Here is a 21,994-nt window from a genome sequence, read left to right as displayed (position 1 = left end):
TCCGGCACGGCCTTGCGCGACGGCGGGGTCATCCGGGCGGACCCTGCTGCTCGATGTACCGCAGCAGCACCCCCTCCCGCAGCGCCCACGGCGACACCTCCAGCTCCTCCAGGTCGAGCGCCGTCATCGCCGCGTGCAGCGACACCGCCGCCGCGACGATCTGGAAGGTGCGGTCGGGCGTGATGCCGGGAAGCTCCTGCCGCGCCGATGCGGGCAGGCGCGCCAAGCGGGGGATCCACGACCCGAGGGCCGCGCGCGGCAGCAGCATCCGCTCGCTGCCCGACCAGCCGGGGACGGGATAGCCGACCAGACGTGCGAGGGAGCGGATGGCCTTGGACGATCCGACGACGTGGTCGGGACGGGGGAGCGACGTGAACGCGGGGACGACGCCGGCGAGCGTCGCCGTCGCATGCGCGCGAAGCCGGTCCACATCGTCCTCGCCGGGCGGGTCCTGGGCGAGGAACCGCACCGTCATCCGTCCCGCTCCCAACGGCACGGAGGCGGCGATCTCGGGGAGCTCCTCGGCCCCCGCGGCGATCTCCAGCGAACCGCCGCCGATGTCGAGGAGCAGCAGCCGGCCGGCGGACCAGCCGAACCAGCGCCGGACGGCGAGGAAGGTGAGCGCGGCCTCGGTCTCCCCGTCGAGCACCTGCAGCGGCTGACCGAGCACGGCCTCGATACGGGCGATCACCGCGGCGCCGTTGCGGGCGTCGCGCACGGCGCTCGTGGCGGTGGCGAGGAGCGCGTCGACACGTTCCTCCGCCGCCACCCGGCGCGCCTGCGCGACGGCTGCTTCCAGGGCCTGCACGCCGTCCTCCGCGATCGCCCCGTCCGGTGTGAGGTAGCGCATGAGGCGCAGCACGGTGCGGTCGCTCGTGGTGGCGAGCGGTCGTCCGCCCGGACGCACGTCGGCCGCGAGCATGTGGACGGTGTTGGATCCGATGTCGAGGACTCCGAGGCGCACGGGATGAGGATACTCGCGCGCGGTTACGATGGACGACGTGACCACCGCCGACCCCACGCTGCCGCTGTCGCCGTACCGGGAGATCGGGCGCGCGGAATGGGCGCGTCTCGCCGCCGGACTCGACCAGCCGCTCACCGAGACCGAGGTCGTCGAACTGCGCGGCATCGGCGATCGCCTCGACCTCACCGAGGTGCGCGAGGTCTACCTCCCGCTGAGCCGACTGCTGAGCCTGTACGCGAGCGCGACGAAGCAGCTCGGTGCGGCCACCTCGACCTTCCTGCAGGAGGACGACACCACGACGCCGTTCGTCGTCGGCGTCGCCGGCTCCGTCGCGGTGGGCAAGTCGACGATCGCCCGGCTGCTCCGCGAGCTCATGAGCCGCTGGCCGGGCACGCCGCGCGTGGAGCTCGTCACGACGGACGGGTTCCTCTATCCGAATGCGGAGCTGGAGCGCCGCGGCCTCATGGACCGCAAGGGCTTCCCCGAGTCGTACGACCGCCGGGCGTTGATCGAGTTCCTCACGGAGGTCAAGAGCGGGGCTCCCGAGGTGCGCGCGCCGTTCTACTCCCACATGCGGTACGACATCGTCCCGGACGCCCACGTGGTGGTGCGCCGGCCGGACGTCGTGATCGTCGAGGGGCTGAACGTCCTGCAGCCCCCGCCCGCGCCGAACGACGTGGCGGTCAGCGATCTCTTCGACTTCTCGATCTTCGTGGACGCCGACACCGCGCACATCGAGAAGTGGTACGTCGACCGGTTCCTCGCCCTGCGGCAGGGCGCCTTCAGCAACCCGTCCTCGTACTTCAACGTGTTCGCGCACCTCACCGACGAGGAGGCGATCACCACTGCACTGGGATACTGGAACGAGATCAACATGCCCAACCTCGTCGAGAACGTGATGCCGACCCGGCATCGGGCGCGGCTCGTCCTGCGGAAGGGCGCGGATCACGACGTGGAGAGCGTGCTCCTCCGCAAGCTCTGACGGCCCGCGGCGGCGTCCGATTGTTCGGACGGTTCGCAAAAAATGCCGCTTACCCTTATCCGCATGTGTGGAATCGTCGGATACGTGGGCCCGCGGCCCAGCCAGGACATCCTTCTCGCCGGCCTCGCCCGGCTCGAGTACCGCGGCTATGACTCCGCGGGCATCGCCGTGATCGACGGCGAGGGGACGCTGGGCATGCGCAAGAAGGCGGGCAAGCTCGCCATGCTGCGCGACTCGCTCGGCGACGCCCCCCTCGCGGACGGCACGACCGGCATCGGCCACACCCGCTGGGCGACGCACGGCGGCCCGACCGACGTGAACGCGCACCCGCACCTCGCCGACGACGACAAGCTCGCGGTGATCCACAACGGCATCATCGAGAACTTCGCGGCCCTGCGGGGCGAGCTCCTCGCCGACGGCGTCGCCTTCCGCAGCGAGACCGACACCGAGGTGGCCGCGGCGCTGCTCGGCCGCGAGTACGCCGGCAACGGGGGCGACCTCGCGCTCGCCTTCCGCGCTGTCGTCAACCGCCTCGAGGGCGCCTTCACGCTCCTCGCCATGCACCAGGACCACCCGGGGCTCGTCGTCGGCGCCCGCCGCAACTCGCCGCTCGTGATCGGTCTGGGCGAGGGGGAGAACTTCCTCGGCTCCGACGTCGCCGCCTTTGTCGAGCACACCCGCAAGGCGCTGGCGATCGGTCAGGACCAGATCGTCTCGATCACCCCGGACGCGGTGACCGTGACCGACTTCGCGGGCACCCCCGTCATCGCCGAGCCCTTCGACGTCTCCTGGGACGCCGCCGCCGCCGAGAAGGGCGGATGGTCGAGCTTCATGGCCAAGGAGGTCGCCGAGCAGCCCGAGGCGGTCGCGAACACGATCCGCGGCCGCATCCACGACGGCCAGGTCGTGATCCCGGAGCTCGACGGCCTCGACGACCTCTTCGTCGGCATCAACCGCGTCATCATCACCGCCTGCGGCACGGCCTCCTATGCGGCCCTCGTCGGCAAGTACGCGATCGAGCAGTGGGCCCGCGTGGCGGTCGACGTCGAGCTCGCCCACGAGTTCCGCTACCGTGACCCGGTCATCGGCGCCGACACGCTCGTGGTCTCGATCAGCCAGTCCGGCGAGACCATGGACACGCTGATGGCCGTGAAGTACGCCCGCGAGCGCGGCGCCCGCACACTGTCGGTCTGCAACACGCAGGGGGCGACCATCCCGCGCGAGTCCGACGCCGTCGTGTACACCCACGCCGGCCCGGAGGTCGCCGTGGCCTCGACCAAGGCGTTCTCCGCCCAGATCACCGCCCTGCTGCTGCTCGGCCTGCACATGGGCCGCGTCCGCGGTGTCGTCGCCGACGCCTCCACCGATGTCGAGGAGCTCGCCGCGCTGCCGGAGAAGGTCGCGAAGGTGCTGGAGAGCGAGCACGAGCACGTCTCCCAGCTCGCCGGCTGGATGGCGGACACCCGCTCGGTGCTCTTCCTGGGCCGTCACGTCGGGTATCCGATCGCGCTCGAGGGCGCGCTCAAGCTCAAGGAGATCTCCTACATCCACGCGGAGGGCTTCGCCGCCGGTGAGCTCAAGCACGGTCCCATCGCCCTGATCGAGCCGGGACAGCCGGTGTTCGTGCTCGTGCCGTCGCCGCGGCACTCGGCGCTCGTGCACTCGAAGGTCGTCTCCAACATCCAGGAGATCCGCGCCCGTGGTGCCCGCGTCATCGTCGTGGCGGAGGAGGGCGACGCCGCCGTGCTGCCGTTCGCGGACGAGGTCATCCACATCCCGCTCGCAGGCCCGATGTTCGAGCCGCTGCTCGCCGTGGTGCCGCTGCAGATCTTCGCGATGGCGCTGGCCACCGCGAAGGGCCTCGACGTGGACCAGCCGCGCAACCTCGCGAAGTCCGTCACGGTGGAGTGATCGCCGACCCACCCCGTTGCGTTCCTCCCACCCCTCTGCGTGCGCACGCAGAGGGGTGGGGCGTACGGAGAGGGGTGGGTGGGCAAGCCCGAGTAGGCTGAACGCGTGATCATCGGCACCGGCATCGACCTCGTGGACATCCCGAGGTTCGAGCGCACGATGACCCGGACCCCTCGTCTGCGCGAACGGCTGTTCGCTCCGTCCGAACGGGAGCTCCGGCTGCCGTCTCTGGCTGCGCGATATGCCGCGAAGGAAGCGCTGATCAAGGCGCTCGGCGGCTCCGACGGGGTGCACTGGACCGAGATCGAGATCGCCTCGGAGGCCTCGGGGAGGCCGCACTTCGTGCTCTCGGGATCCACCGCCGCGGTCGTCGAGGAGCGCGGGATCCGCACGCTGCACCTCACCCTCACCCACGATGCCGGCCTCGCCGCCGCGTTCGTCGTCGCCGAAGGAGCCCCGCTGTGACCGTCCCGTTCCGCGAGGCCACGATCGACCTCGACGCGATCGCCGACAACGTGCGGCACTTCCGCCGGCTCACCGGGGTCGAGGTGCTCGTCGTGGTCAAGGCGAACGCGTACGGGCACGGAGCCGCCGCGACCGCTGTGGCCGCGCTCTCCGCCGGTGCGACACGGCTCGGGGTAGCCGAGATCCCGGAGGCGCTGGACCTGCGGCGTCAGGGCGTGCACGCGCCCGTGGTGGCGTGGCTGCACGCGCCGGGGGAGCGGTTCCTGGAGGCGGCGGCGGAAGGGATCGAGATCGGCATCTCGTCCTACGACCAGCTGCAGGCGGCCGCTGCCGCCGCATCCGGCGACCGCCCGGTCGCCGTGCACCTGAAGCTCGAGACCGGACTGTCGCGCAACGGCATCGCTCCCGACGACTGGGGGACGGTGCTCGCCGAGGCCGCCCGGCTGGAGCGCATCGGACGCCTGCGCATCGTGGGCCTCTTCTCGCACCTCTCCAACGCGTCGCCCGCCGACGACCGCGCCGCCCTCGCGCTGTTCGAGGAGGGGGTGGCCAGGGCGGCCGCTCTCGGGGTGCGTCCGGAGATCCGCCACATCGCGGCCACGGCCGCCGCGATCGACCTGCCGGAGACGCGCCTGGACGCCGTCCGCATCGGCATCGGCACGTACGGCCTCTCGCCCTTCGAGGACCGTTCCTCCGCGGAACTGGGTCTGCGTCCTGCCATGACCCTGCGCGGGGCTGTGGCGGCCGTCCGGCGGGTTCCCGCGGGCACCGGGGTCTCCTACGACTACGCGCACCGCACGAACCGCGAGACCACCCTGGCGCTGGTGCCGCTCGGCTACGCCGACGGCGTGCCCCGCAGCGCCTCGGGGAGACTGCCCGTGTCGATCGGCGGGCGTCGGTACACCAACGTGGGCCGGATCGCGATGGATCAGTTCGTCGTGGAGGTCGGGGATGCGCCGGTGGCTGTCGGCGACGAGGTCACCCTGTTCGGGGATCCGACCCTCGGCGTGCCGTCGGCCGCGGACTGGGCGGAGGCGGCCGGCACCATCGGCTACGAGATCGTCACCCGCATCGGTCACCGGGTGCCGCGGAGGACGACGTGAGCCTGGACCCCGCGTTCCTCGGACGCCGCCGGATCTCCACCTCCGAGGAGATGGAGCAGCTCGGCCTGCGCATCGGCGAGCAGCTCGAGCCCGGCGACCTCCTGATCCTCACCGGGCCGCTGGGGGCGGGCAAGACCACGTTCACCCGCGGCTTGGCCGAGGGGCTCGGGGTGCGCGGTCCTGTGCAGAGTCCGACCTTCGTGATCGCCCGCACCCATCCGTCGCTCGTCGGCCGCGCGCCGCTCGTGCATGTGGACGCCTACCGCCTCGGGTCCGCGGCCGAGCTCGACGACCTCGACCTCGACCTGGAGCGGTCGGTCGTCGTCGTGGAATGGGGCCGCGGCATGGCGGAGGAACTCGCCGACGCCTGGTGGGACATCGAGATCGAACGTCCGGTCGGGGCGGGCGCGGACGCGGACGACCTCGACCCCTCGGAGCTGGACGCCGACGCGCCGCGCGTCGTCACGATCACCCGGGAGGAGCGCGCATGACGGCGGGGGAGCAGCTGGTCGCGGTCATCATCGAGGACGACCCCGGCGTCCGGTCCCTGTTGGACGAGGTGTTCCTCGCCGCGGGGTTCCGCACCGTGCAGGCGGGGTCGGGACCGGAGGGGCTCGCAGCCGTGGCGGCGCACCATCCGATCATCACCACGCTGGACATCAACCTCCCCGGTATCGACGGCTTCGAGGTCGCGCGGCGCATCCGTCAGGTCAGCGACACGTTCATCATCATGCTGTCCGCCCTGGCCGACGAGTCGGACGTGGTGCTCGGCCTCACGTCGGGCGCTGACGAGTACCTGGTGAAGCCCTTCCGGCCGCGCGAGCTGCGCGCCCGGATCGAGGCGCTCCTCCGGCGCACCCGGACCCCGGCGACCGACCCTCCCCCTCTCACCGCAGGACACGTCGCGGCGCCCCCGGCCGCGGCCCCTGCAGCCTCCGCAGGACCCAGCGCCGCGGTGCCGGCCGTCGCCGTCGCGGACGCGACCGTCGCCACGTGGCGAGGACTCGTCCACCGCGACCTCAGTCTCGACCTCGACACCCGTCTCGTGCTCGTGGCCCAGCGCCCCGTCGAGCTCACCCCCACCGAGTTCGACCTGCTCGCCGCGCTCCTCGAGGCCGGACGCCGGGTCTGCAGCAAGGCCGATCTCGCGCTCGGACTCCGCGGATCGTCCGGCGACGCCTTCGACCGGGTGAGCGAACCCGACAAACGGGCCATCGAGACGCACATGGCCAACCTGCGTCGGAAGCTCCGCGACAGTCCCACCGCCCCCCGTTACATCGAGACGGTGCGCGGCGTCGGGTACCGCCTCACGTCCGACGATCGGCGCCCCTGACGGGAGGGGTCGAGGCCGCGGCTCCCCCACCGCGGCCCCGGATGCCTGCGAATCCCCACTCGCGCGGCCCCAGCTTCTGCGAAATCCCCAGTCGCAGCGTCGGCTCCCACTCAGAATCGTAGGACGGGAACGCCGCCTGAAGAGCGAGAAGTGACGATCTTTGAGTAATCTTGCGTGAATGCTGAGGATCGACCGGGAGGCGGACCTTGATGATCCGCACGGTCTCGATCTGGCGGTGGCAGCTGGTGTTCACCGCGAGCATCGTCGCCATCGTGGTGATGGTCGCGGGCTTCAAGCCGCAGACCCTCGCGATCCCGCTGTTCATCGGGGGGATCGGCCTCATCGTCGTCACCACCCTCGTCGCCCTCATGGTGCCGTGGCGACGCCTGCCTCGCACGGCGGTGACGGTCCTCCCGCTGCTCGACGTGCTCGGGGTCGGGCTGACGACGAACGTGCCGGATCTCCGACTCGGCTTCCTCTGGGTCTTCCCGGTGGTCTGGCTGGCGACCTACTTCTCGATGCCCTGGGTGTTCGCCGGCATCGCGCTCAGCGGCGGCTGCCTGGTGTTCTTCTCGGACCGTTCCGGTCCGCCGGAGGACGTGCTGCTGCGCGTGCTCACGGTCGTCATCACCCTGAGCTTCCTCGGTGTGACGGTCCGCATCGGCGCCCAGCGCTCCGGCGCGGCACGACGGCTCCTGCAGCGCCGCTCCGAGCAGGTGAACCGGGCGGCGGAGCGCGCGGAGACGAACCAGGAGCGCGTCACGCAGGTCATCGACGCGCTGGGCATCGCGCTCGTGGTGGTGACCTCCGCCGGTCGCATCCTGCAGATGAACGACGCCTACCGCGCCCTGTACGGTCGTGACCGCTTCGGCACGGCCCTCCCGTCGGCGTCGGTCGAGTACGACGCACGGCGCGGAACGGCGCTGACCCCGGAGCGTACGACGCTCGCGCGGGCGGCCGCGGGGGAGCAGATGCGGGAGGAGCGGGTGTGGCTGTACGACGGTGCGGGGCAGTGGCACGCCCTGGCCGTGACCACCCAGCCCATCGCCGGCGCGCGGGAGGGGGAGCGCATCACCCTGGTGGTCATCGACGACGTCACCGCGCTCCTGGAGGCCGCGGAGGAGCGGCGGGCCCTCACCGCCGTGATCTCCCACGAGCTGCGCAACCCGCTCACCGCGATCATCGGCCACGTCGAGCTCCTGCGGGAGCGCGACGATCTCCCCGGCCGCGTGCCGGCCCAGATCGAGGTCATCGCGGACGCGGGGGAGCGGCTGCAGGACCTCGTCACGAGCATGCAGGCCCAGACGGGGCGGGTCTCGCCCGACCCCTTCGAGCCGGTGGACCTGCGCGTGGTCGTCGAGGAGTCCGCCGCCTCGTTCGCGCCGCTGATGGGGGCTGCGCGGCAGGAGCTCGTGCTCGACGGCGCCGACCGCATGGTGATCACGGGAGACGCGTTCCGGCTGCGGCAGGTGCTGGACAACCTCCTGGGCAACGCCGTCAAGTACACGCCGGGGGGCGGGCGCATCAGCGTGCGGCTCGCGGAGTCGGACGGGCACGCGGAGGTCACGGTCGCCGACACGGGGATCGGCATCGCCGAGGAGGAGCTGCCGCGGCTGTTCGAACCCTACTTCCGGGCCGACAGCGCGGTGCGCGGCGGCATCGCGGGCACCGGACTCGGCATGGGCATCGCGCGGGACATCGTGGTCGCCCACGGCGGCGTCATCCTCGTGGCGAGCGAGGTGGACGTCGGCACCACCGTCACCGTCCGCTTCCCCCGACGAACGAAAGAGGTCTCCGCATGACACCGCTCGTGCCCGTCAGCGTCGACGTCACCACGAGCATGGTGGCGGTGGTGACCGTGCTCACCGCGATCGTCGTCGGTCTCGCCACCCTGGCCCGGCCGAGCAGGGCGACCATCGTGTGGGGCGTCGCCTTCGGCATCGGGATGCTCGGCGCCTACCTCTGGCTGGCCGGGCACCACACGGGCAGCCCCGTGCTGCGCGCGGCCGCCTCTGCGATCGTCGTCTGCTTCGTGCCGCTCGTGTGGATCGGCGTGCGGATGCACTTCGGGCGGTCGGCGCCCTGGACGCCGGTCGTCCTCGCGCTCGTCGGGGTGCCCACCGCGCTGATCCTCACCGCGGGCACCCGCTGGTATCTGCCGGTCTTCCACGTCGTCTTCCTGGCGATGGCGGTCTTCGCCGGTCTCCTCGCCTGGGAGCTGCTGCGCGGACAGCCGGCGTCGCGGGACGTCGTGCTGCCGCTCGCGCTCGCCGCGTGCGGCTTCGTCGTGGTCGCCGTCGTCAGCGCCGCGTCCGCGCTCGTCTCCGGAGGCGTGAGCACGGAGGAGCAGCTCAGTGCGCTCCGCGGAGTGAACGCCCTGGGGACGATCGTCGTGAGCACGTGCGCGGCGTTCACCCTCGTGCTCCTCGTGCGGGTGGAGAGCGCGGCGCCAGGGACGGACGGCGCCGCCGACCGCGCCGCGGACCGTCTGCGCAAGGCGGCGGCGCAGAAGGACCCCGCCTGGTCGATCCTCGACATCCGCCTGGACGACCCCACCGACCTCCGCGAGGCGTCGAGCAGCGCCGACTTCCGTCGCATCGCCGACCGGTTCCACGCGGGCATCTGCGACGCGCTGCCGGCGACGGCGGATGCGGAACGGGTCGCCGACGACCGTGCGATCGTCATCATCCACGGCAGCGACGAGGCGGTGCGGTTCCACCTGCGGGCGATCCTCACGTCGGTGTCGATCATCGACCTGGACGCGCCGGCGACCGGCATCCGCTCCTCCGCGAGCATCGGCTGGGCGACGGCGTCCGTCGCCGGGTACGACTACGGCACCCTCGTCGCGGCGGCGGCCTCCGCGGCGGATCGGGCGCGCGACGCCGGCGGCGACCAGTGGAAGCGGGCGCAGGAGTCGGACCTGGCCGCCGTCTGACGCGGCGCCTAGGGGGTCTGCTTCTCGCGCCCCCGCGCGAGTGCCGCGGTGATCGCGTCCGCGGCGCTCGCATCGGAGTCGGCGGCGGCGGAGACGTTCTCGGCGACGACGGCCTCGATGATCTCGGTGCGCTGGATGCGGGTCTCGCGCGGGGCCTTGACGCCGATGCGCACGCTGTCGCCCTTGATGTCGAGCAGCGTGACCTCGATCTCGCCGTCGATGCGCACGCTCTCACCGATCCGCCTCGTCAACACCAGCATTCGTTCAGCCTACTGGTGCGGAGGGGGCGGCCCCCAGCGACGCGGTCGCGGAGTCGCGGACCACGCCGATCGTCTCGATCGTCAGCGATGCGGCCGTCGCCTCGGTGTAGGAGAGGACGGGGAGGCCGTCGGTCTGCGCCGACACGAGCCGCCGCACGGCCGGACGCAGCGAGGGCGCGCACACGAGCACCGGTTCGCCGCCGTCCGTCTGCGCCGCCACGGCCTGCTTCACCGACGCGATCACCGCTTCCATCCGCGGTGGGTCGAAGACGATCTGCGAGCCCTCGTCGCCGGGACGGAGGCTCTCCAGCATGGCCTGCTCCAGCAACGGGGCGATCATGACGACGCGGAGCGTGCCGTCCTCCGCGAAGCGGGAGGCGATGGCCGGCCCCAGCGCGGCACGGGCGGCCTCGATCAGTCCCTCCGGGTCGGTCGAGGTCTTGGCGCGGAGCGCGAGCGCCTCGTAGATGCGGCTGAGGTCGTTGATCGGCACGCGCTCGGCGAGCAGCCCCTGCAGCACGCGCTGCACCTCCGCGAGCGACAGCAGCGCGGGCGTGAGCTCCTCGACCGCGGACGGGGAGACCTGCTTCAGGGCGTCGGTGAGCTGACGCACGTCCTCGCGGCTCAGCAGACGGGCCGCGTGCGTCTGGATCACGCTCGACAGGTGGGTGATGATGACGCTCGCCCTGTCGATGACGGTGGCTCCGGCGAACTCGGCGCTGTGGCGCATCTCCATCGGGATCCACTTGCCCTCGAGACCGAACACGGGGTCCAGGGCGGCGGTCCCCGGCAGGCTGTCCAGACCCTGTCCGAGAGCCAGCACCGATCCGGTCGGCGCGGTGCCCCGCCCGGTCTCGACGCCGGCGATGCGGATGACGTAGGTGGCCTGGGGGAGCTCGATGCTGTCCCTGGTGCGCACGGGCGGCGTGACCAGGCCCAGGTCGAGCGCGATGCGGCGCCGCAGCGCCTTCACCCTGGCGAGGAGGTCGTCGGGGCCGCCGGTCACCAGATCGACGATGTCCGGGGCGAGGAGGATCTCCAGGGGGTGCACCCGCATGCGCTCGATGAGCTCCTCCGGCTGGTCCACCGGCGCGGGGGTCGGGGCCTGCGCGGCCTCCGCCTCCTCCCGCTTGCGGGTCGCGGTGATGCGCTGGGCGATGAGCAGCAGCAGGGCGCCGATCACCAGGAAGGGCAGCATCGGCATGTGCGGGATGAGCGACATGACGATGGCCGCCGACCCCGCGATGATGAGGGCGTTGCGCGACTGGCCGAGCTGCGTCGACGCCGCCGTGCCCATCTCGGCCTCGGCGGTCGAGCGGGTGACGATCATGCCGGTCGAAACCGCCATGAGCAGGGCGGGGATCTGGGTGACGAGGCCGTCGCCGATCGTGAGCAGGCTGTACGTGCTGACGGCCTGGTCGATCGACATGCCGTGCTGGACGAGGCCGATCGCGATGCCGCCCACGAGGTTGATGATGATGATCACGAGTCCGGCGATCGCGTCGCCCTTGACGAACTTCGAGGCGCCGTCCATCGCGCCGTAGAAGTCGGACTCGGCGGCCACCTCCGCCCGGCGCTCCCTGGCCTCGGTGTCGCTGATGAGGCCGGCGTTGAGGTCGGCGTCGATGGCCATCTGCTTGCCCGGCATGGCGTCGAGCGTGAACCGGGCGCCCACCTCGGCCACGCGCTCGGCACCCTTGGTCACCACGACGAACTGGATGACGACGAGGATGAGGAACACGACGGCGCCGATGATGAGCGAGCCGCCCACCGCGATCGCCCCGAACGCCTCGATCACCTGTCCCGCATACGCCTCGCCGAGGACGAGGCGGGTGGAGGCGACGTTGAGCCCCAGCCGGAACAGCGTCGCCACGAGCAGCAGCGAGGGGAACACCGAGAAATCGAGCGGCTTCTTCACGAACATCGACGTGAGCAGGATCACCAGCGCGAACATGATGTTGAGGATGATCAGCACGTCGAGCAGGAACGGCGGCACCGGGACGACGAGCAGCATGATGATGCCGACGACGCCGATCGGCACCCCGAGCGTGGTGAGAAGCTTCTTCATACGGTCCTCCGGTAGGGGAGCGAGTGGATGCCGCGGGCAGCGCCGCGACGCCGCAGCGCATCGACGAACACGAGCACCCGTGCCACGGCGTTGTAGAGGTCTTCGGGGATCTCCTGACCCAGCTCGCACGCGGCGTGCAGAGCGCGGGCGAGGGTGATGTCGCGGACCAGCGGGACGCCCGACTCGAGCGCCTTCTCGCGGATCCGCTCGGCGATGACGCCGCTGCCCTTCGCGACGACCCGCGGGGCGGACGTGCCGGGGTCGTACTCGAGGGCGATGGCGATGTGCGTGGGGTTGACGACCACGACGTCGGAGCCGGCGACCGCGGCGATCATGCGGTTGCGGCTCACCGCGAGCTGGCGCGACCGGCGCTGCTGGCGGATGAGCGGGTCGCCCTCGGAGTTCTTGTTCTCGTCGCGCACCTCGCGCTTGGTCATGCGCGTGTGCTTGCGGTTGCGGCGCATCACCACGAACAGGTCGATCGCGGCGAGCACCAGACCCACGGCGATGGCGGTCTGCAGCAGCGCCGCGGTGCCGTCCGCCGCGGTGCCGAGGAGTCGGGAGACCGAATGGGCGCCGCTCGCCGTGAGCACGGGCATGAGCCCGGAGATGACGACCCAGAGGGCGAGGGCGATCGCGGCCGTCTTCAGCAGCGCCTTCGCCCCCTCCCACAGCGCCTGCAGCCCGAACACCCGCCGCACGCCGGAGACGAGGTTGAACTGCTCGTAGCGCCCGGAGAGCTTCCGCAGGTGCACGCCGCCCTGCACCACCGCGCCGAACAGCGTCACGATCGCGACCGCGGCCAGCAGCGCGCCCAGCGTGGGCAGCACCGAGGCGAGGGCCCGCCCCAGGGCGGCGAGGGCGGCTTCCGGAGAGGGCGCCTGCATGAGCCCGGCGAGGGTCACCAGCTGCTCGGTGCCGGCGGCGGTCCCCGCGGCGATGGCGGCGGGCATCATGACGGCGGCGGCGCCGATGCCGAGCCACGCCGTGAGGTCCTGGCTGCGGGAGATCCGGCCCTTCTGCCTGGCCTCCCTGAGGTGCTTCTCGGTGGCCTTCTCGCTGCGTTCGCCGCTGTCCGAGCCGCTCACGGTGTCACCCCCTGCATCATGCGGAAAGCCTGGGTGGCGAGGGCGTCGACGATGCCGGGGAACGCGACGTACACGGCGCCCGCGAGCAGGAGGGTGAGGAGGATCTTGACGGGGAAACCCATCGCGAAGGCGTTGAGCGCCGGCGCCACGCGCGTGATGAGCCCGAGCCCGACGTCGGCGAGGAAGAGCACGAGGACCAGCGGGCCCGCGATCTGCACGGCGGCCAGCACCATCTGGGACACCCCGTCGACGAGCAGCTCGGTCGGTCCCGCCACGCGGAAGATGCCGTCGACCGGCACCGCGTCGAAGCTGCGGGCGAGCCCGGCGAGGATGAGCTGATAGCCGCCGGAGGCGAAGAGCAGCGTCAGCGCGGTGAGGTGGAAGAGCCGGGTGAACTGCGCGCCGTTGACCATCGCCGCCGGATCGAAGGCCTGGGCGAGCTGGAATCCGCCGAACACGTCGATCAGGCTGCCCGCGGCCTGCACCGCGGAGAAGCACAGCAGCACGAGGAACCCGAGCAGGGCGCCGGTGAGGAGCTGGATCACGAGCGCGCCGAGGAACGCGCCCGTGTCGAGGCTCTCGTACCCCGGCGCCACGGCCGCGCCCACCGCGAGCGACAGTCCGATCGAGAGCATCGCCTTCACGCGCACCGGGATCGCGCCGTACGAGAACGGCGGGGCGATCATGATGAACGCCGTGATCCGCACGGCGGCGAGCAGGGTGGCCTCCAGCCACGCGAAGTCGATCGGGATGAACACGGGCTCATCCGCTCAGCAGCGACGGGATGCGGGCGAACATCTCGTTCGTGAAGGCGATGATCTCGGCGATCATCCAGTTCCCCGCGATGAGCAGGGCGATGCCCACCGCGACGATCTTCGGCACGAACGACAGCGTCACCTCCTGCACCTGCGTGATGGACTGCAGCAGCGAGATCGCGAAACCCACCACGAGGGCCGTGATCAGCATCGGGGCGGCGAGCTTGGCGGCGATCAGCAGACCCTGGGCGCCGATGTCGAGGACGGCTTCGGGACTCATCCCACACCTCCGTAACTCTCCAGGAGCGCTTTGATGATGAGCCCCCACCCGTCCACGAGGATGAACAGCAGGATCTTGAACGGCAGCGAGATCATGACCGGCGGGAGCATCATCATGCCCATCGACATCAGCGCCGCCGCCACGACGAGGTCGATCACGAGGAACGGCACGAAGATCACGAAGCCGATGATGAAGGCCGCACGCAGCTCCGAGATCATGAACGCGGGGATGAGCGTGTACATCGGCACGCTCGCGGCGTCCTCCGGGTTGTCCTGCCCCGCCATCCGGGTCATCAGCGCGAGGTCCTCCTCGCGCGTGTAGTGCAGCATCCACTCCCGCAGGGGGGCCTGCCCGACGTCCACGGCCTGCGTGAACGTGAGCGCGCCGTCGATGTACGGCTGCACGGCGAGCGTGTTGATCTCGGTCAGGACCGGCCACATGATGAACAGCGAGAGGAACAGCGACAGGCCTGCGAGCACCTGGTTCGGCGGGATCGTCGGGAGCGACAGCGCGTTCCTCGTCATGGCGAGCACGACGAAGATCTTCGTGAACGACGTCATCATCAGCAGCAGCGCGGGGGCCACCGACAGCAGCGTGATCCCCAGCAGGGTGAGGATCGAGCCGGACGGGCCGCCGTCGATGCCGTTGATGTCGATCGTCACGCCCTCGCCGTCGTCCGGGGTGACCTCCGCGTGCGCGGCGGTGCCGGTGAGGGCGATGAGGACGACGGCGAGGAGGATCGCGACCGCGACGAGGACGAGCAGCCGCGAGGCGCGACCGCGATCGACGGCACGGGTCGCGGTCATCGTGCGCGCCGGAGGGCCTCGGCGGTCTGCCGCCAGGTGTCGGGGGAGAGGATGGAACCGCGGAGCGGGTCGTTGCGGTGCCGCACGCGGCGACGGAGCTCCGGTGCCGGGGCGACCGCCGGGGGCGGGCTCGTGAGCGCCGCGGCGGCGAGGATGCGGTCGAACTCGACGTCGTCGGCCGTGCGGGCGGCCGGCGGGCGTCCTTCCTCGGACTCCGAGGGCTCCGGCCGCAGAGGAAGACGGTCGACCACGCTCACGCCGTGCTCGGTGACCCCGAGCACGTAACGGGCGTCATCGGTCTGCACGACCACGAGCTGCGCCTTCGGACCGATGCCCTGCCGCCCGAGCACCGTGATCGCCTCGGCGTCGCGGCGCCGCGCCTGGGTCTTCGAGACCCGGCGCTGCAGGAACCAGAGCAGCCCGAGGACGGCGGCGAGCGACAGCCCGACCCGCAGCGCGAGCAGGAGGTCGTCCAGGGTCAGGCCTCGACGTTCTCGAGGATGCGGGTGATCCGCACCGCGTAGTCCTGGTCGACGACGACGACCTCGCCGTGCGCGATCGTGCGGCCGTTGAGCTTGACGTCGGCGGGGGCGCCCGCGGAGCGATCGAGCTCCACGATGCGGCCGGGCTCGAGGTCGAGCACGTCACGGACCGCCATGCGGGTGCGGCCGATCTCCACCGTGAGCTCCATCTCGACGCCCGCGATGCGGTGCAGGCGGCCGTCGGCCCCGGTCGGGCGCGCGGGGCGGTGGGTGATCCGCACGGCGAGGCGGCCGATGATCCGCTCGGTGTGGTCCACGAGGTCGAAGAGCTGGGTCTGCGGGTCGGCGAAGACGGCCGAGGCGTCGCCGACCGCGGCCTCCCCGAGCAGGCCAGGGCCGAGGGCGGTCGCCGCGGCCTCGAGCGCGTCCAGCAGCCGGTCGGTGAGCGGACGGTCCCCGAGGCCGTCGACGAGCACGTCGGCGTCGAGGAGCTGCACGGCGAGCTGAGCGCTCGCCTCGCCGACGAACTGCGCGACCACGGCGTCACCGGTGTCGCCGGACACCTGCGAGGCGCGCGCGGTGACCGGTGCGGCGGTGGGCAGCCGCGCCGCGAACGCGGCGGCGACGGCGGACTCGTAAGCGGTGGTGCTGATCACGCGGACTCCTGAGCGGGGGCTGTTTCGGGGAGGGTGGCGGTCACGACGCAGGCGAGCCGGGCGCCGGCGCTGCCGACGGCGGCGGTCGCGACCGTCTGGTCGCCCACGGTGAGGAGCAGGGGACGGTCGGCGGCGTGCGGCAGGGGCAGCAGGTCGCCGACGGCGAGGTCGAGCACCTCGCGGGGGAGCACCGTGCGGGGGGCCAGCCGCAGCGCCACCTCGACCGGGGCGGCTTCCACCTGACGGCGGACCAGCCCGGGGGTCTCGGTGCGGTCGGCGTCGGAGGCGCGTACCGCGAACCCGGCGAGGACCGACGCGGGCAGCATGATGCTGGCGGGAACCGTGCGGCCGCCGTGGCGCATCGAGAGCCGTGCGACGATCACCGGCTCCCCGGCGGCGGCCACCTGCGCGAACTGGGAGCTGTACTGGATGCCGGCGACGGCCACGCCCACAGGCAGCAGGCCGTCGAGACTGCCGGTGAGGTGATCGATGGCGTCGGCGATCAGCGACCGGATCAGCGCCTGCTCGATCGGCGTGAAGGTGCGGTCCTCCACGGTCGACGTCGACCGTCCGCCGACCATCTGCACGATCCAGGAGGTCGCGGTCGGGATCGGCACCTGGACGATCATGCGCTCGTCCGAATCCGGGAGCGCGCACACGATCATGGTCGTCGTCGTGGGAAGTGACTGCGCGTACTCGCCGTACGTGAGCATGCCGACGTGCTCGACGGCGATGGTGGCGCGCACGTGGATCTTGCCGGAGAGCTGGGCCGACCACTGCCGGGCGAACGTCTCGAACGCGAGCTCCAGGGTGCGGGCGTGCTCGCGCGACAGCGTCGCCGCGCGTCCGAAGTCGTAGACCTCGACGTCGGCGATCGCCGTCTCCGCGCGCGCTCGCGAGCGCACGCCGTCATCCATCACCACGAACCCGACTATCGGGCGGTGAGCGGCGTGCGTTAGGGACGGGTCAGGGGGAGGTCTGCGCCGCACCCGCAGCCGGGATCAGCGCTCGCACCTCCTCGCTGGCATCGGACAGGATGACGATGTCCACCCGGCGGTTCTCCGCGAGCTGCTCCGGCGTGCTGCCGGCGGCGACCGGCCTGGTGTCGCCGAACCCGACGGACTTGAGGTGGGCAGGGGGCAGGCCGGCGGCTTCCACGAGGTAGCGCAGCACCTGCGTGGAACGCCCGGCGGAGAGCTCCCAGTTGGTCGGGAAGGGGGCGACCGAGCCGCGGGCGTCGGCGTGCCCCTCCACCGAGATCTCGTTCGGGGCCGAGACGAGGACCGACCCGAGCGCATCGAGCACCTGGGTCGCGGCGGGGCTGAGGTCCGTGCTGTTGGTGGTGAAGAAGGTCTCCGCGCTCACGAGTCCGATGGTCAGACCGCGCTCGTCGATCGTGAAGGTGACGTCGGCTTCGAGACCCCGGTCGGCGAGCACCTGGCGCAGGCGCTCGCGGAGAGCGGAGAGCTCGTCGAACTCGCGCTGCGCGGCCTCCAGCCCGGTGTCGGCGAAGTCCTCGCCCTCGTCGTCCACGAGCTCGGGCGGTACGACGACGCCGCTGGTCACGTCGATGTCGTCGGACGGCTCCTGGCCGAAGCCGGTCGCGAGGGAGGCGCTCAAGGCCTCGAACTTCTCCTGGTCGACGGTCGACATGGCGAAGAGCACGATGAACATGCACATCAGCACCGTCACCATGTCGAGGTACGACGCCATCCAGCGCTCGTCCGGCCCGCTGTGCTCGGACTCCTGGACGCGGCGTCGGGCGCGCACGCTCATGAGAAGAGGTCCTCGTGCTCGGCCGCCGCCTCCGCCGGCTGCTCGCGGCGGCGGGAGCGACCGGGGGAACGGTCGGAGACCAGCGCGCTCAGGCGCTCGCGGACGTGGGCGGGGGCGGCGCCGGCCTGGACGGCGAGCATGCCCTCCATGAGCACCGTCATGCGCTCCAGCTCCAGCTCACCGAGGCGCTGCAGGCGTCCGCCGATCGGTAGCCAGATGAAGTTCGCCGACAGCAGGCCCCACAGCGTGGCGACGAAGGCGGCGGCGATCATCGGTCCGAGCGTGTCCGGCTTGTCGAGCTTCTCCAGCACGTGGGTGAGGGAGACGACCGTGCCGATGATGCCGACGGTGGGGGCGAACCCGCCGAGGGTCATGTAGAAGCGCGACGCGGTGCGGTTCCGAGCAGCGGTGGACGACAGCTCGTCCTCGAGCAGGACGCGGAGGTCTTCCGCGTCGGTGCCGTCGGCGATGCTCTGCAGGGCCTGCCGCAGGAACGGATCCTTCTCCTCGTCCAGACCCTGCTCCAGCGCCAGGAGCCCTTCGGTGCGGGCCTTCTCCGCGTAGCCGACGACGGTGTCGATGGTGCTCTGGGCGGTGCGGCGCTCGCCGCGGAAGGCGCGGGGGAGCGACTTCACGGCGTGCAGGGCGTCGCGCAGCGTGCCGCTGGCCAGCCCGACCGCGATCGTGGCGCCGAAGACGAGCACCATCGGTGCGGGCAGGAGGAGCGACCCGATCGTCGCGCCCTCCAGGTTGATCATGGCGATCAGGGCGCCGAACGCGAGGACGAGCCCGAGGATGAGAGACGGATCCATCAGGCGTCCCCTCCCCTGACCGACGCCGCGGGAGCGTCGACCTCGTGGCCGGCCGCGACCAGCGCGGCCGCGGTCGCGAGGACCCCGGCGCGGAAGCGGGTGATCCGGGCGATCACGTCGTCCATCGTCTCCGTGACGACGAAGGTCGCGCCGTCGACCATCGTGATCGTCGTGTCCGGCGTGGCCTGGACACGTTCGATCAGGTCGGGATTCACCGCGAACCGGGAACGGTTCAGGCGCGTGAGGACGATCATGGGCTCCATCCTGGAAAAAGCTCGCCCCGCCCGAGAGCGGGGAACCGACGGCCCGTCCTGGGCTGTCGGAGAGGACTGTCGGCCGGGTGCTGCGCCGCGTTAGCGCGGGGTCGGGACCGGGTGGGATCTTTCTCACGGCGGGCGCGTCGTCGCCGATAGGGACCAGGGGCGGGGGACGATGAGCAGCGGGCGAAGGGAGCCTTGTGCGGGATCGGAACGTGGAGAAGGCCGCGGCGACGGCGGCCGAGGAGTGCGGCTGCGCGCCGACCGCTGCCGAGCGCGGCGCGCTGTGGAACCAGCCGGTCAGCCGGCGCCATGCCTTCGGGATCGGTGCGCTGGGCGTGGTCGCGCTCGCCGCCTTCGGCGTCGGTTCGGGGGTCACGGCCGCGCATGCCGCGTCGTACCCGAGCTGGGACGACGTGCAGCGCGCGAAGAACAACGAGGCGGCCAAGGCCGGCGAGGTCACCCGCATCCAGGGGCTGATCCAGTCGCTGGAGCGCAAGGTCGCGGAGACCCAGGCGGCGGCGCAGGTCGCGTCCGACGAGTTCTTCGAGGCGCAGCAGGCCTACTTCGCGGCGATCACCGAGGCGGACGCGCTGCAGGCACAGGCCGACGAGCAGGCGGCGCTCGCCGACGAGACCGCGAAGAAGGCCGGTCAGATCGCGGCCCAGCTCTACCGCAGCGGCGGCGACGACACCGCGCTGGAGCTGTTCTTCGCCGGGTCGGGAGCCAACGCCGACGAGCTGCTGTCGCGGCTCGGCACGATGAACAAGTTCCTCGAGTACAACCAGACCACGTACGACAACGCCGTGTCGGCGCGGAACACCGCTCAGGCCCTGACCGCGCAGGCGCAGGTCGCCAGGGACGAGCGCGACCGCCTGCAGCAGGTTGCCGAGCAGAAGATGGTCGCGGCGCAGCAGGCGGCGGACGCGGCGCAGGCCGCGCTCGACGAGCAGGCGGCGAACCTCGAGACCCTCAAGGCCCAGCTGGCGGCGCTCAAGGACACCACGACCAAGACGGTCGCGGGGTACCAGGCGGGCGTCGAGGCGCGGCGAAAGGAAGAGGAAGCCCGCCGCAAGCGCGAGGCCGCTGCGGCGGCCGCGGCGGCGGCTGCTGCCGGCCGAGGGACGAGCGGCGGTGGCGGTGGCGGTGGCGGCGGTGGCGGCGGTGGCACGCCGGGCAACGGCGGCTGGGTGCGCCCGCACGGTGGGGCGCGGAGCTCGAGCTACGGTCCGCGCACGCCCATCTGCGGTCCGCAGGGCTGCTCGTCGAGCTTCCACTACGGAGCCGACCTCGCCAACGGCTGTGGTGCCGCGATCTACGCCGCGAACTCCGGGACGGTGGACTACGCCGGCCCGAACGGGAACTACGGCAACTACGTGCGCATCCAGCACGGCGGCGGCGTCAGCACGGGGTACGCGCACATCAAGCCGGGCGGCATCATCGTCCGCAGCGGACAGTGGGTGCAGTCCGGTCAGGTCATCGCCTACGCCGGCGACACGGGACGCTCGTTCGGCTGCCACCTGCACTTCGAGGTCTACATCAACGGCGGCTACACCAACCCCGTGCTCTTCATGGAGCAGCGCGGCATCTACGTCTGACCCACAACGCCGCGAGACCCGGCTTCGACGCGAAGACGGGGTCTCGCGGGAATGGGTGAGGGAGAGGGAGAGCGGCGTGTGAGAGGTTCGCAGGCGTTAATTTAGGTTATGCGCCTAAAGCTAACTAACGGATGCGATAATCGGCCCTATGGATGCCGAGCTCTTCGCACCGGGCGAGTGGCCGTCACACGGAACCGAGACGCTGCCCTGGCGACAGCGCGCCCGCGGCGGAACCCGTGCCGACCGGATGCTGGACGCTGTGGACGCCTCCATTCCTCCGATGATCGCAGGAAGCGAGTTCGTCACCTCGACGGCGATGATCGTCGCCTCGGAGGAAGCGCTGCTCGCCGTGGCGCAGGCGGACACCGACGCGGAAGGTCACACCGCCGCGATGAGCAGGTTCATGACACGGACGGAATCGGTCGCCTCGTCGAAGATCGAACGGATCACCGCCAGCGCAGTCGACTATGCCAAGGCGGTGGCAGGGAACAGGTCGAACTCTTCGGCGACGAGCATGGTGGCGGCGAGCACGGCCCTGCACGCCCTCGTCACGGGTGTCGGCGACCGTGGCCGCTTCTCGATCGACGACCTGCTGGCGGCGCACAACGCACTGATGAGAGACGACCCGCAGGAAGCGGTGTATGCCGGGCGACTGCGAGACATGCAGAACTGGATCGGCGGGAGCGACTACTCGCCGCGTGATGCCCTCTACGTCCCCCCGGCACCCACCCGGGTCCCCGATCTCATGGATGATCTGATCCGCTACCTCAACCGGGACGACGTCCCGGTACTGGTGCAGGCGGCGATCGGTCACGCGCAGTTCGAGTCGATCCATGCGTTCACGGACGGCAACGGGCGAATCGGACGTGCTCTCGTCTCCGCGGTACTCCGACGGCGCGGCGTCACCCGAAACGCCATAGTCCCGCTTGCCAGCGGTCTTCTCGCCCGGCGCGAGCAGTACTTCGCGTCGCTCGGCAGCTACCGGACGGGCGAACCCTCCCCCCTCATCGACCTCTTCATCCGGTCCGTGCGCGCGGCGGCGATGAGCTCGCGTGTGTCGATTGCTCGCATCAAGGCGTTGCCGGGGGAGTGGATGGCTGAGCTCCGGCCACGGGCCGGGTCTGCCGTCGCGGCTCTTATCCCGGCGTTCTATGACCACCCCGTCATGACCGCGGGTGAGCTCGAACAGCGCTCGGGAGCGTCTTATCCGCAGACCTACAAGGCGATCGCCCGGCTGGAGGCAGCCGGGTTCATCGAGGAGATCACCGGTCGAAAACGCGACCGCGTGTGGGTGGCGGCCGAGTTGGTCGCGGAACTCGACGACCTCGATCGACGGATCCAGGCTGCCATGAGTCCGTGAGACCGCGCTCGACGTTCCGAAACCCCGGTTACGCGTCGAAGCCCCGCCGAATCCACGAGGATACGGCGGGGCTTCGACGCGACGACGGGGTCTCGCGGGAGCG

General features: G+C 71.4%; 23 protein-coding genes. 10 read left to right on the top strand and 13 right to left on the bottom strand.

The features are described from left to right. Positions 1–28: 28 nt before the first annotated feature. Entirely contained in the window at positions 29–964 is a 936-nt protein-coding gene (locus ACIQID_RS07120; RefSeq protein WP_400283285.1) for a Ppx/GppA phosphatase family protein, read from the bottom strand. A 28-nt stretch (positions 965–992) separates the two neighbouring features. On the opposite strand from ACIQID_RS07120, the gene coaA reads away from it, so the two are divergent. The 8 genes from coaA to ACIQID_RS07080 all read left to right on the top strand — a co-directional run bounded on the left by coaA (position 993) and on the right by ACIQID_RS07080 (position 9,693). Then, positions 993–1,946 (top strand): type I pantothenate kinase, encoded by a 954-nt coding sequence (coaA, locus tag ACIQID_RS07115; protein WP_400283282.1) that lies wholly within the window; start codon positions 993–995, stop codon positions 1,944–1,946. Between the two features lie 63 nt (positions 1,947–2,009). Beyond that, positions 2,010–3,857, top strand: coding sequence for a glutamine--fructose-6-phosphate transaminase (isomerizing) (glmS, locus tag ACIQID_RS07110; RefSeq protein WP_400283279.1), 1,848 nt, complete (start codon positions 2,010–2,012; stop codon positions 3,855–3,857). A gap of 105 nt (positions 3,858–3,962) precedes the next feature. Next, on the top strand, positions 3,963–4,322 hold the full coding sequence (locus tag ACIQID_RS07105) for a holo-ACP synthase (protein ID WP_312673547.1): 360 nt from the start codon (positions 3,963–3,965) through the stop codon (positions 4,320–4,322). Further along, a complete protein-coding gene (gene alr / locus ACIQID_RS07100; RefSeq protein ID WP_400283276.1) occupies positions 4,319–5,425 on the top strand; it encodes an alanine racemase in 1,107 nt (368 codons plus the stop codon). Before ACIQID_RS07105 ends, alr begins: the two co-directional genes overlap by 4 nt. Next, entirely contained in the window at positions 5,422–5,916 is a 495-nt protein-coding gene (gene tsaE, locus ACIQID_RS07095) for a tRNA (adenosine(37)-N6)-threonylcarbamoyltransferase complex ATPase subunit type 1 TsaE (protein WP_396654626.1), read from the top strand. The genes alr and tsaE overlap by 4 nt, the downstream gene beginning before the upstream one ends. Continuing rightward, positions 5,913–6,758 (top strand): response regulator transcription factor, encoded by an 846-nt coding sequence (locus tag ACIQID_RS07090; protein WP_312673545.1) that lies wholly within the window; start codon positions 5,913–5,915, stop codon positions 6,756–6,758. The genes tsaE and ACIQID_RS07090 overlap by 4 nt, the downstream gene beginning before the upstream one ends. 209 nt (positions 6,759–6,967) lie before the next feature. Beyond that, positions 6,968–8,560: a PAS domain-containing sensor histidine kinase gene (locus ACIQID_RS07085; RefSeq protein WP_312673544.1), complete on the top strand. Its 1,593-nt coding sequence runs from the start codon at positions 6,968–6,970 to the stop codon at positions 8,558–8,560. After that, entirely contained in the window at positions 8,557–9,693 is a 1,137-nt protein-coding gene (locus tag ACIQID_RS07080; protein ID WP_400283271.1) for a hypothetical protein, read from the top strand. Before ACIQID_RS07085 ends, ACIQID_RS07080 begins: the two co-directional genes overlap by 4 nt. Positions 9,694–9,701: 8 nt before the next feature. Here ACIQID_RS07080 and csrA read toward each other — a convergent pair whose 3' ends face one another. The 12 genes from csrA to ACIQID_RS07020 form a co-directional block, all read right to left on the bottom strand. Continuing rightward, positions 9,702–9,953 carry a carbon storage regulator CsrA gene (csrA, locus tag ACIQID_RS07075; protein WP_312673541.1) on the bottom strand — a complete coding sequence of 84 codons (252 nt, stop codon included), beginning with the start codon at positions 9,951–9,953 and terminating at the stop codon, positions 9,702–9,704. Positions 9,954–9,957: 4 nt separating this feature from the next. Beyond that, positions 9,958–12,021 carry a flagellar biosynthesis protein FlhA gene (locus ACIQID_RS07070; RefSeq protein WP_312673539.1) on the bottom strand — a complete coding sequence of 688 codons (2,064 nt, stop codon included), beginning with the start codon at positions 12,019–12,021 and terminating at the stop codon, positions 9,958–9,960. Next, positions 12,018–13,109 carry a flagellar biosynthesis protein FlhB gene (locus tag ACIQID_RS07065; RefSeq protein ID WP_060922130.1) on the bottom strand — a complete coding sequence of 364 codons (1,092 nt, stop codon included), beginning with the start codon at positions 13,107–13,109 and terminating at the stop codon, positions 12,018–12,020. Before ACIQID_RS07065 ends, ACIQID_RS07070 begins: the two co-directional genes overlap by 4 nt. Continuing rightward, complete coding sequence (locus tag ACIQID_RS07060; RefSeq protein WP_060922129.1) at positions 13,106–13,867, bottom strand: flagellar biosynthetic protein FliR; 762 nt, start codon at positions 13,865–13,867, stop codon at positions 13,106–13,108. Before ACIQID_RS07060 ends, ACIQID_RS07065 begins: the two co-directional genes overlap by 4 nt. 4 nt (positions 13,868–13,871) lie before the next feature. Next, positions 13,872–14,144 carry a flagellar biosynthesis protein FliQ gene (gene fliQ / locus ACIQID_RS07055; protein ID WP_025104366.1) on the bottom strand — a complete coding sequence of 91 codons (273 nt, stop codon included), beginning with the start codon at positions 14,142–14,144 and terminating at the stop codon, positions 13,872–13,874. Further along, a complete protein-coding gene (gene fliP / locus ACIQID_RS07050; protein ID WP_071327508.1) occupies positions 14,141–14,950 on the bottom strand; it encodes a flagellar type III secretion system pore protein FliP in 810 nt (269 codons plus the stop codon). The genes fliQ and fliP overlap by 4 nt, the downstream gene beginning before the upstream one ends. Beyond that, positions 14,947–15,357 carry a flagellar biosynthetic protein FliO gene (locus ACIQID_RS07045; RefSeq protein WP_312675058.1) on the bottom strand — a complete coding sequence of 137 codons (411 nt, stop codon included), beginning with the start codon at positions 15,355–15,357 and terminating at the stop codon, positions 14,947–14,949. Before ACIQID_RS07045 ends, fliP begins: the two co-directional genes overlap by 4 nt. Positions 15,358–15,428: 71 nt before the next feature. Beyond that, the gene (fliN, locus tag ACIQID_RS07040; RefSeq protein WP_025104363.1) at positions 15,429–16,088 is read right to left on the bottom strand and encodes a flagellar motor switch protein FliN; all 660 of its coding nucleotides are present in this window, start codon (positions 16,086–16,088) and stop codon (positions 15,429–15,431) included. After that, positions 16,085–17,005, bottom strand: coding sequence for a flagellar motor switch protein FliM (locus tag ACIQID_RS07035; RefSeq protein ID WP_400285704.1), 921 nt, complete (start codon positions 17,003–17,005; stop codon positions 16,085–16,087). Before ACIQID_RS07035 ends, fliN begins: the two co-directional genes overlap by 4 nt. A gap of 49 nt (positions 17,006–17,054) precedes the next feature. After that, positions 17,055–17,864: a flagellar motor protein MotB gene (locus ACIQID_RS07030; RefSeq protein ID WP_312673537.1), complete on the bottom strand. Its 810-nt coding sequence runs from the start codon at positions 17,862–17,864 to the stop codon at positions 17,055–17,057. Then, complete coding sequence (locus tag ACIQID_RS07025; RefSeq protein ID WP_312673536.1) at positions 17,861–18,676, bottom strand: MotA/TolQ/ExbB proton channel family protein; 816 nt, start codon at positions 18,674–18,676, stop codon at positions 17,861–17,863. Before ACIQID_RS07025 ends, ACIQID_RS07030 begins: the two co-directional genes overlap by 4 nt. Next, positions 18,676–18,930, bottom strand: coding sequence for a flagellar FlbD family protein (locus ACIQID_RS07020; protein ID WP_331202356.1), 255 nt, complete (start codon positions 18,928–18,930; stop codon positions 18,676–18,678). Before ACIQID_RS07020 ends, ACIQID_RS07025 begins: the two co-directional genes overlap by 1 nt. A 218-nt stretch (positions 18,931–19,148) precedes the next feature. Between ACIQID_RS07020 and ACIQID_RS07015 the strand changes: the two genes are divergently transcribed. Both ACIQID_RS07015 and ACIQID_RS07010 read left to right on the top strand, forming a co-directional pair. Continuing rightward, the gene (locus ACIQID_RS07015) at positions 19,149–20,531 is read left to right on the top strand and encodes a peptidoglycan DD-metalloendopeptidase family protein (RefSeq protein ID WP_312673533.1); all 1,383 of its coding nucleotides are present in this window, start codon (positions 19,149–19,151) and stop codon (positions 20,529–20,531) included. 316 nt (positions 20,532–20,847) lie between these two features. Continuing rightward, positions 20,848–21,891 carry a Fic family protein gene (locus ACIQID_RS07010; protein WP_400283261.1) on the top strand — a complete coding sequence of 348 codons (1,044 nt, stop codon included), beginning with the start codon at positions 20,848–20,850 and terminating at the stop codon, positions 21,889–21,891. Positions 21,892–21,994: the final 103 nt, after the last annotated feature.

The organism is Microbacterium sp. NPDC091676 (assembly GCF_044756645.1).
In the GTDB taxonomy this organism is placed as follows: domain Bacteria; phylum Actinomycetota; class Actinomycetes; order Actinomycetales; family Microbacteriaceae; genus Microbacterium; species Microbacterium paraoxydans_D.
This window is presented reverse-complemented; position numbering and strand designations above follow the sequence as displayed.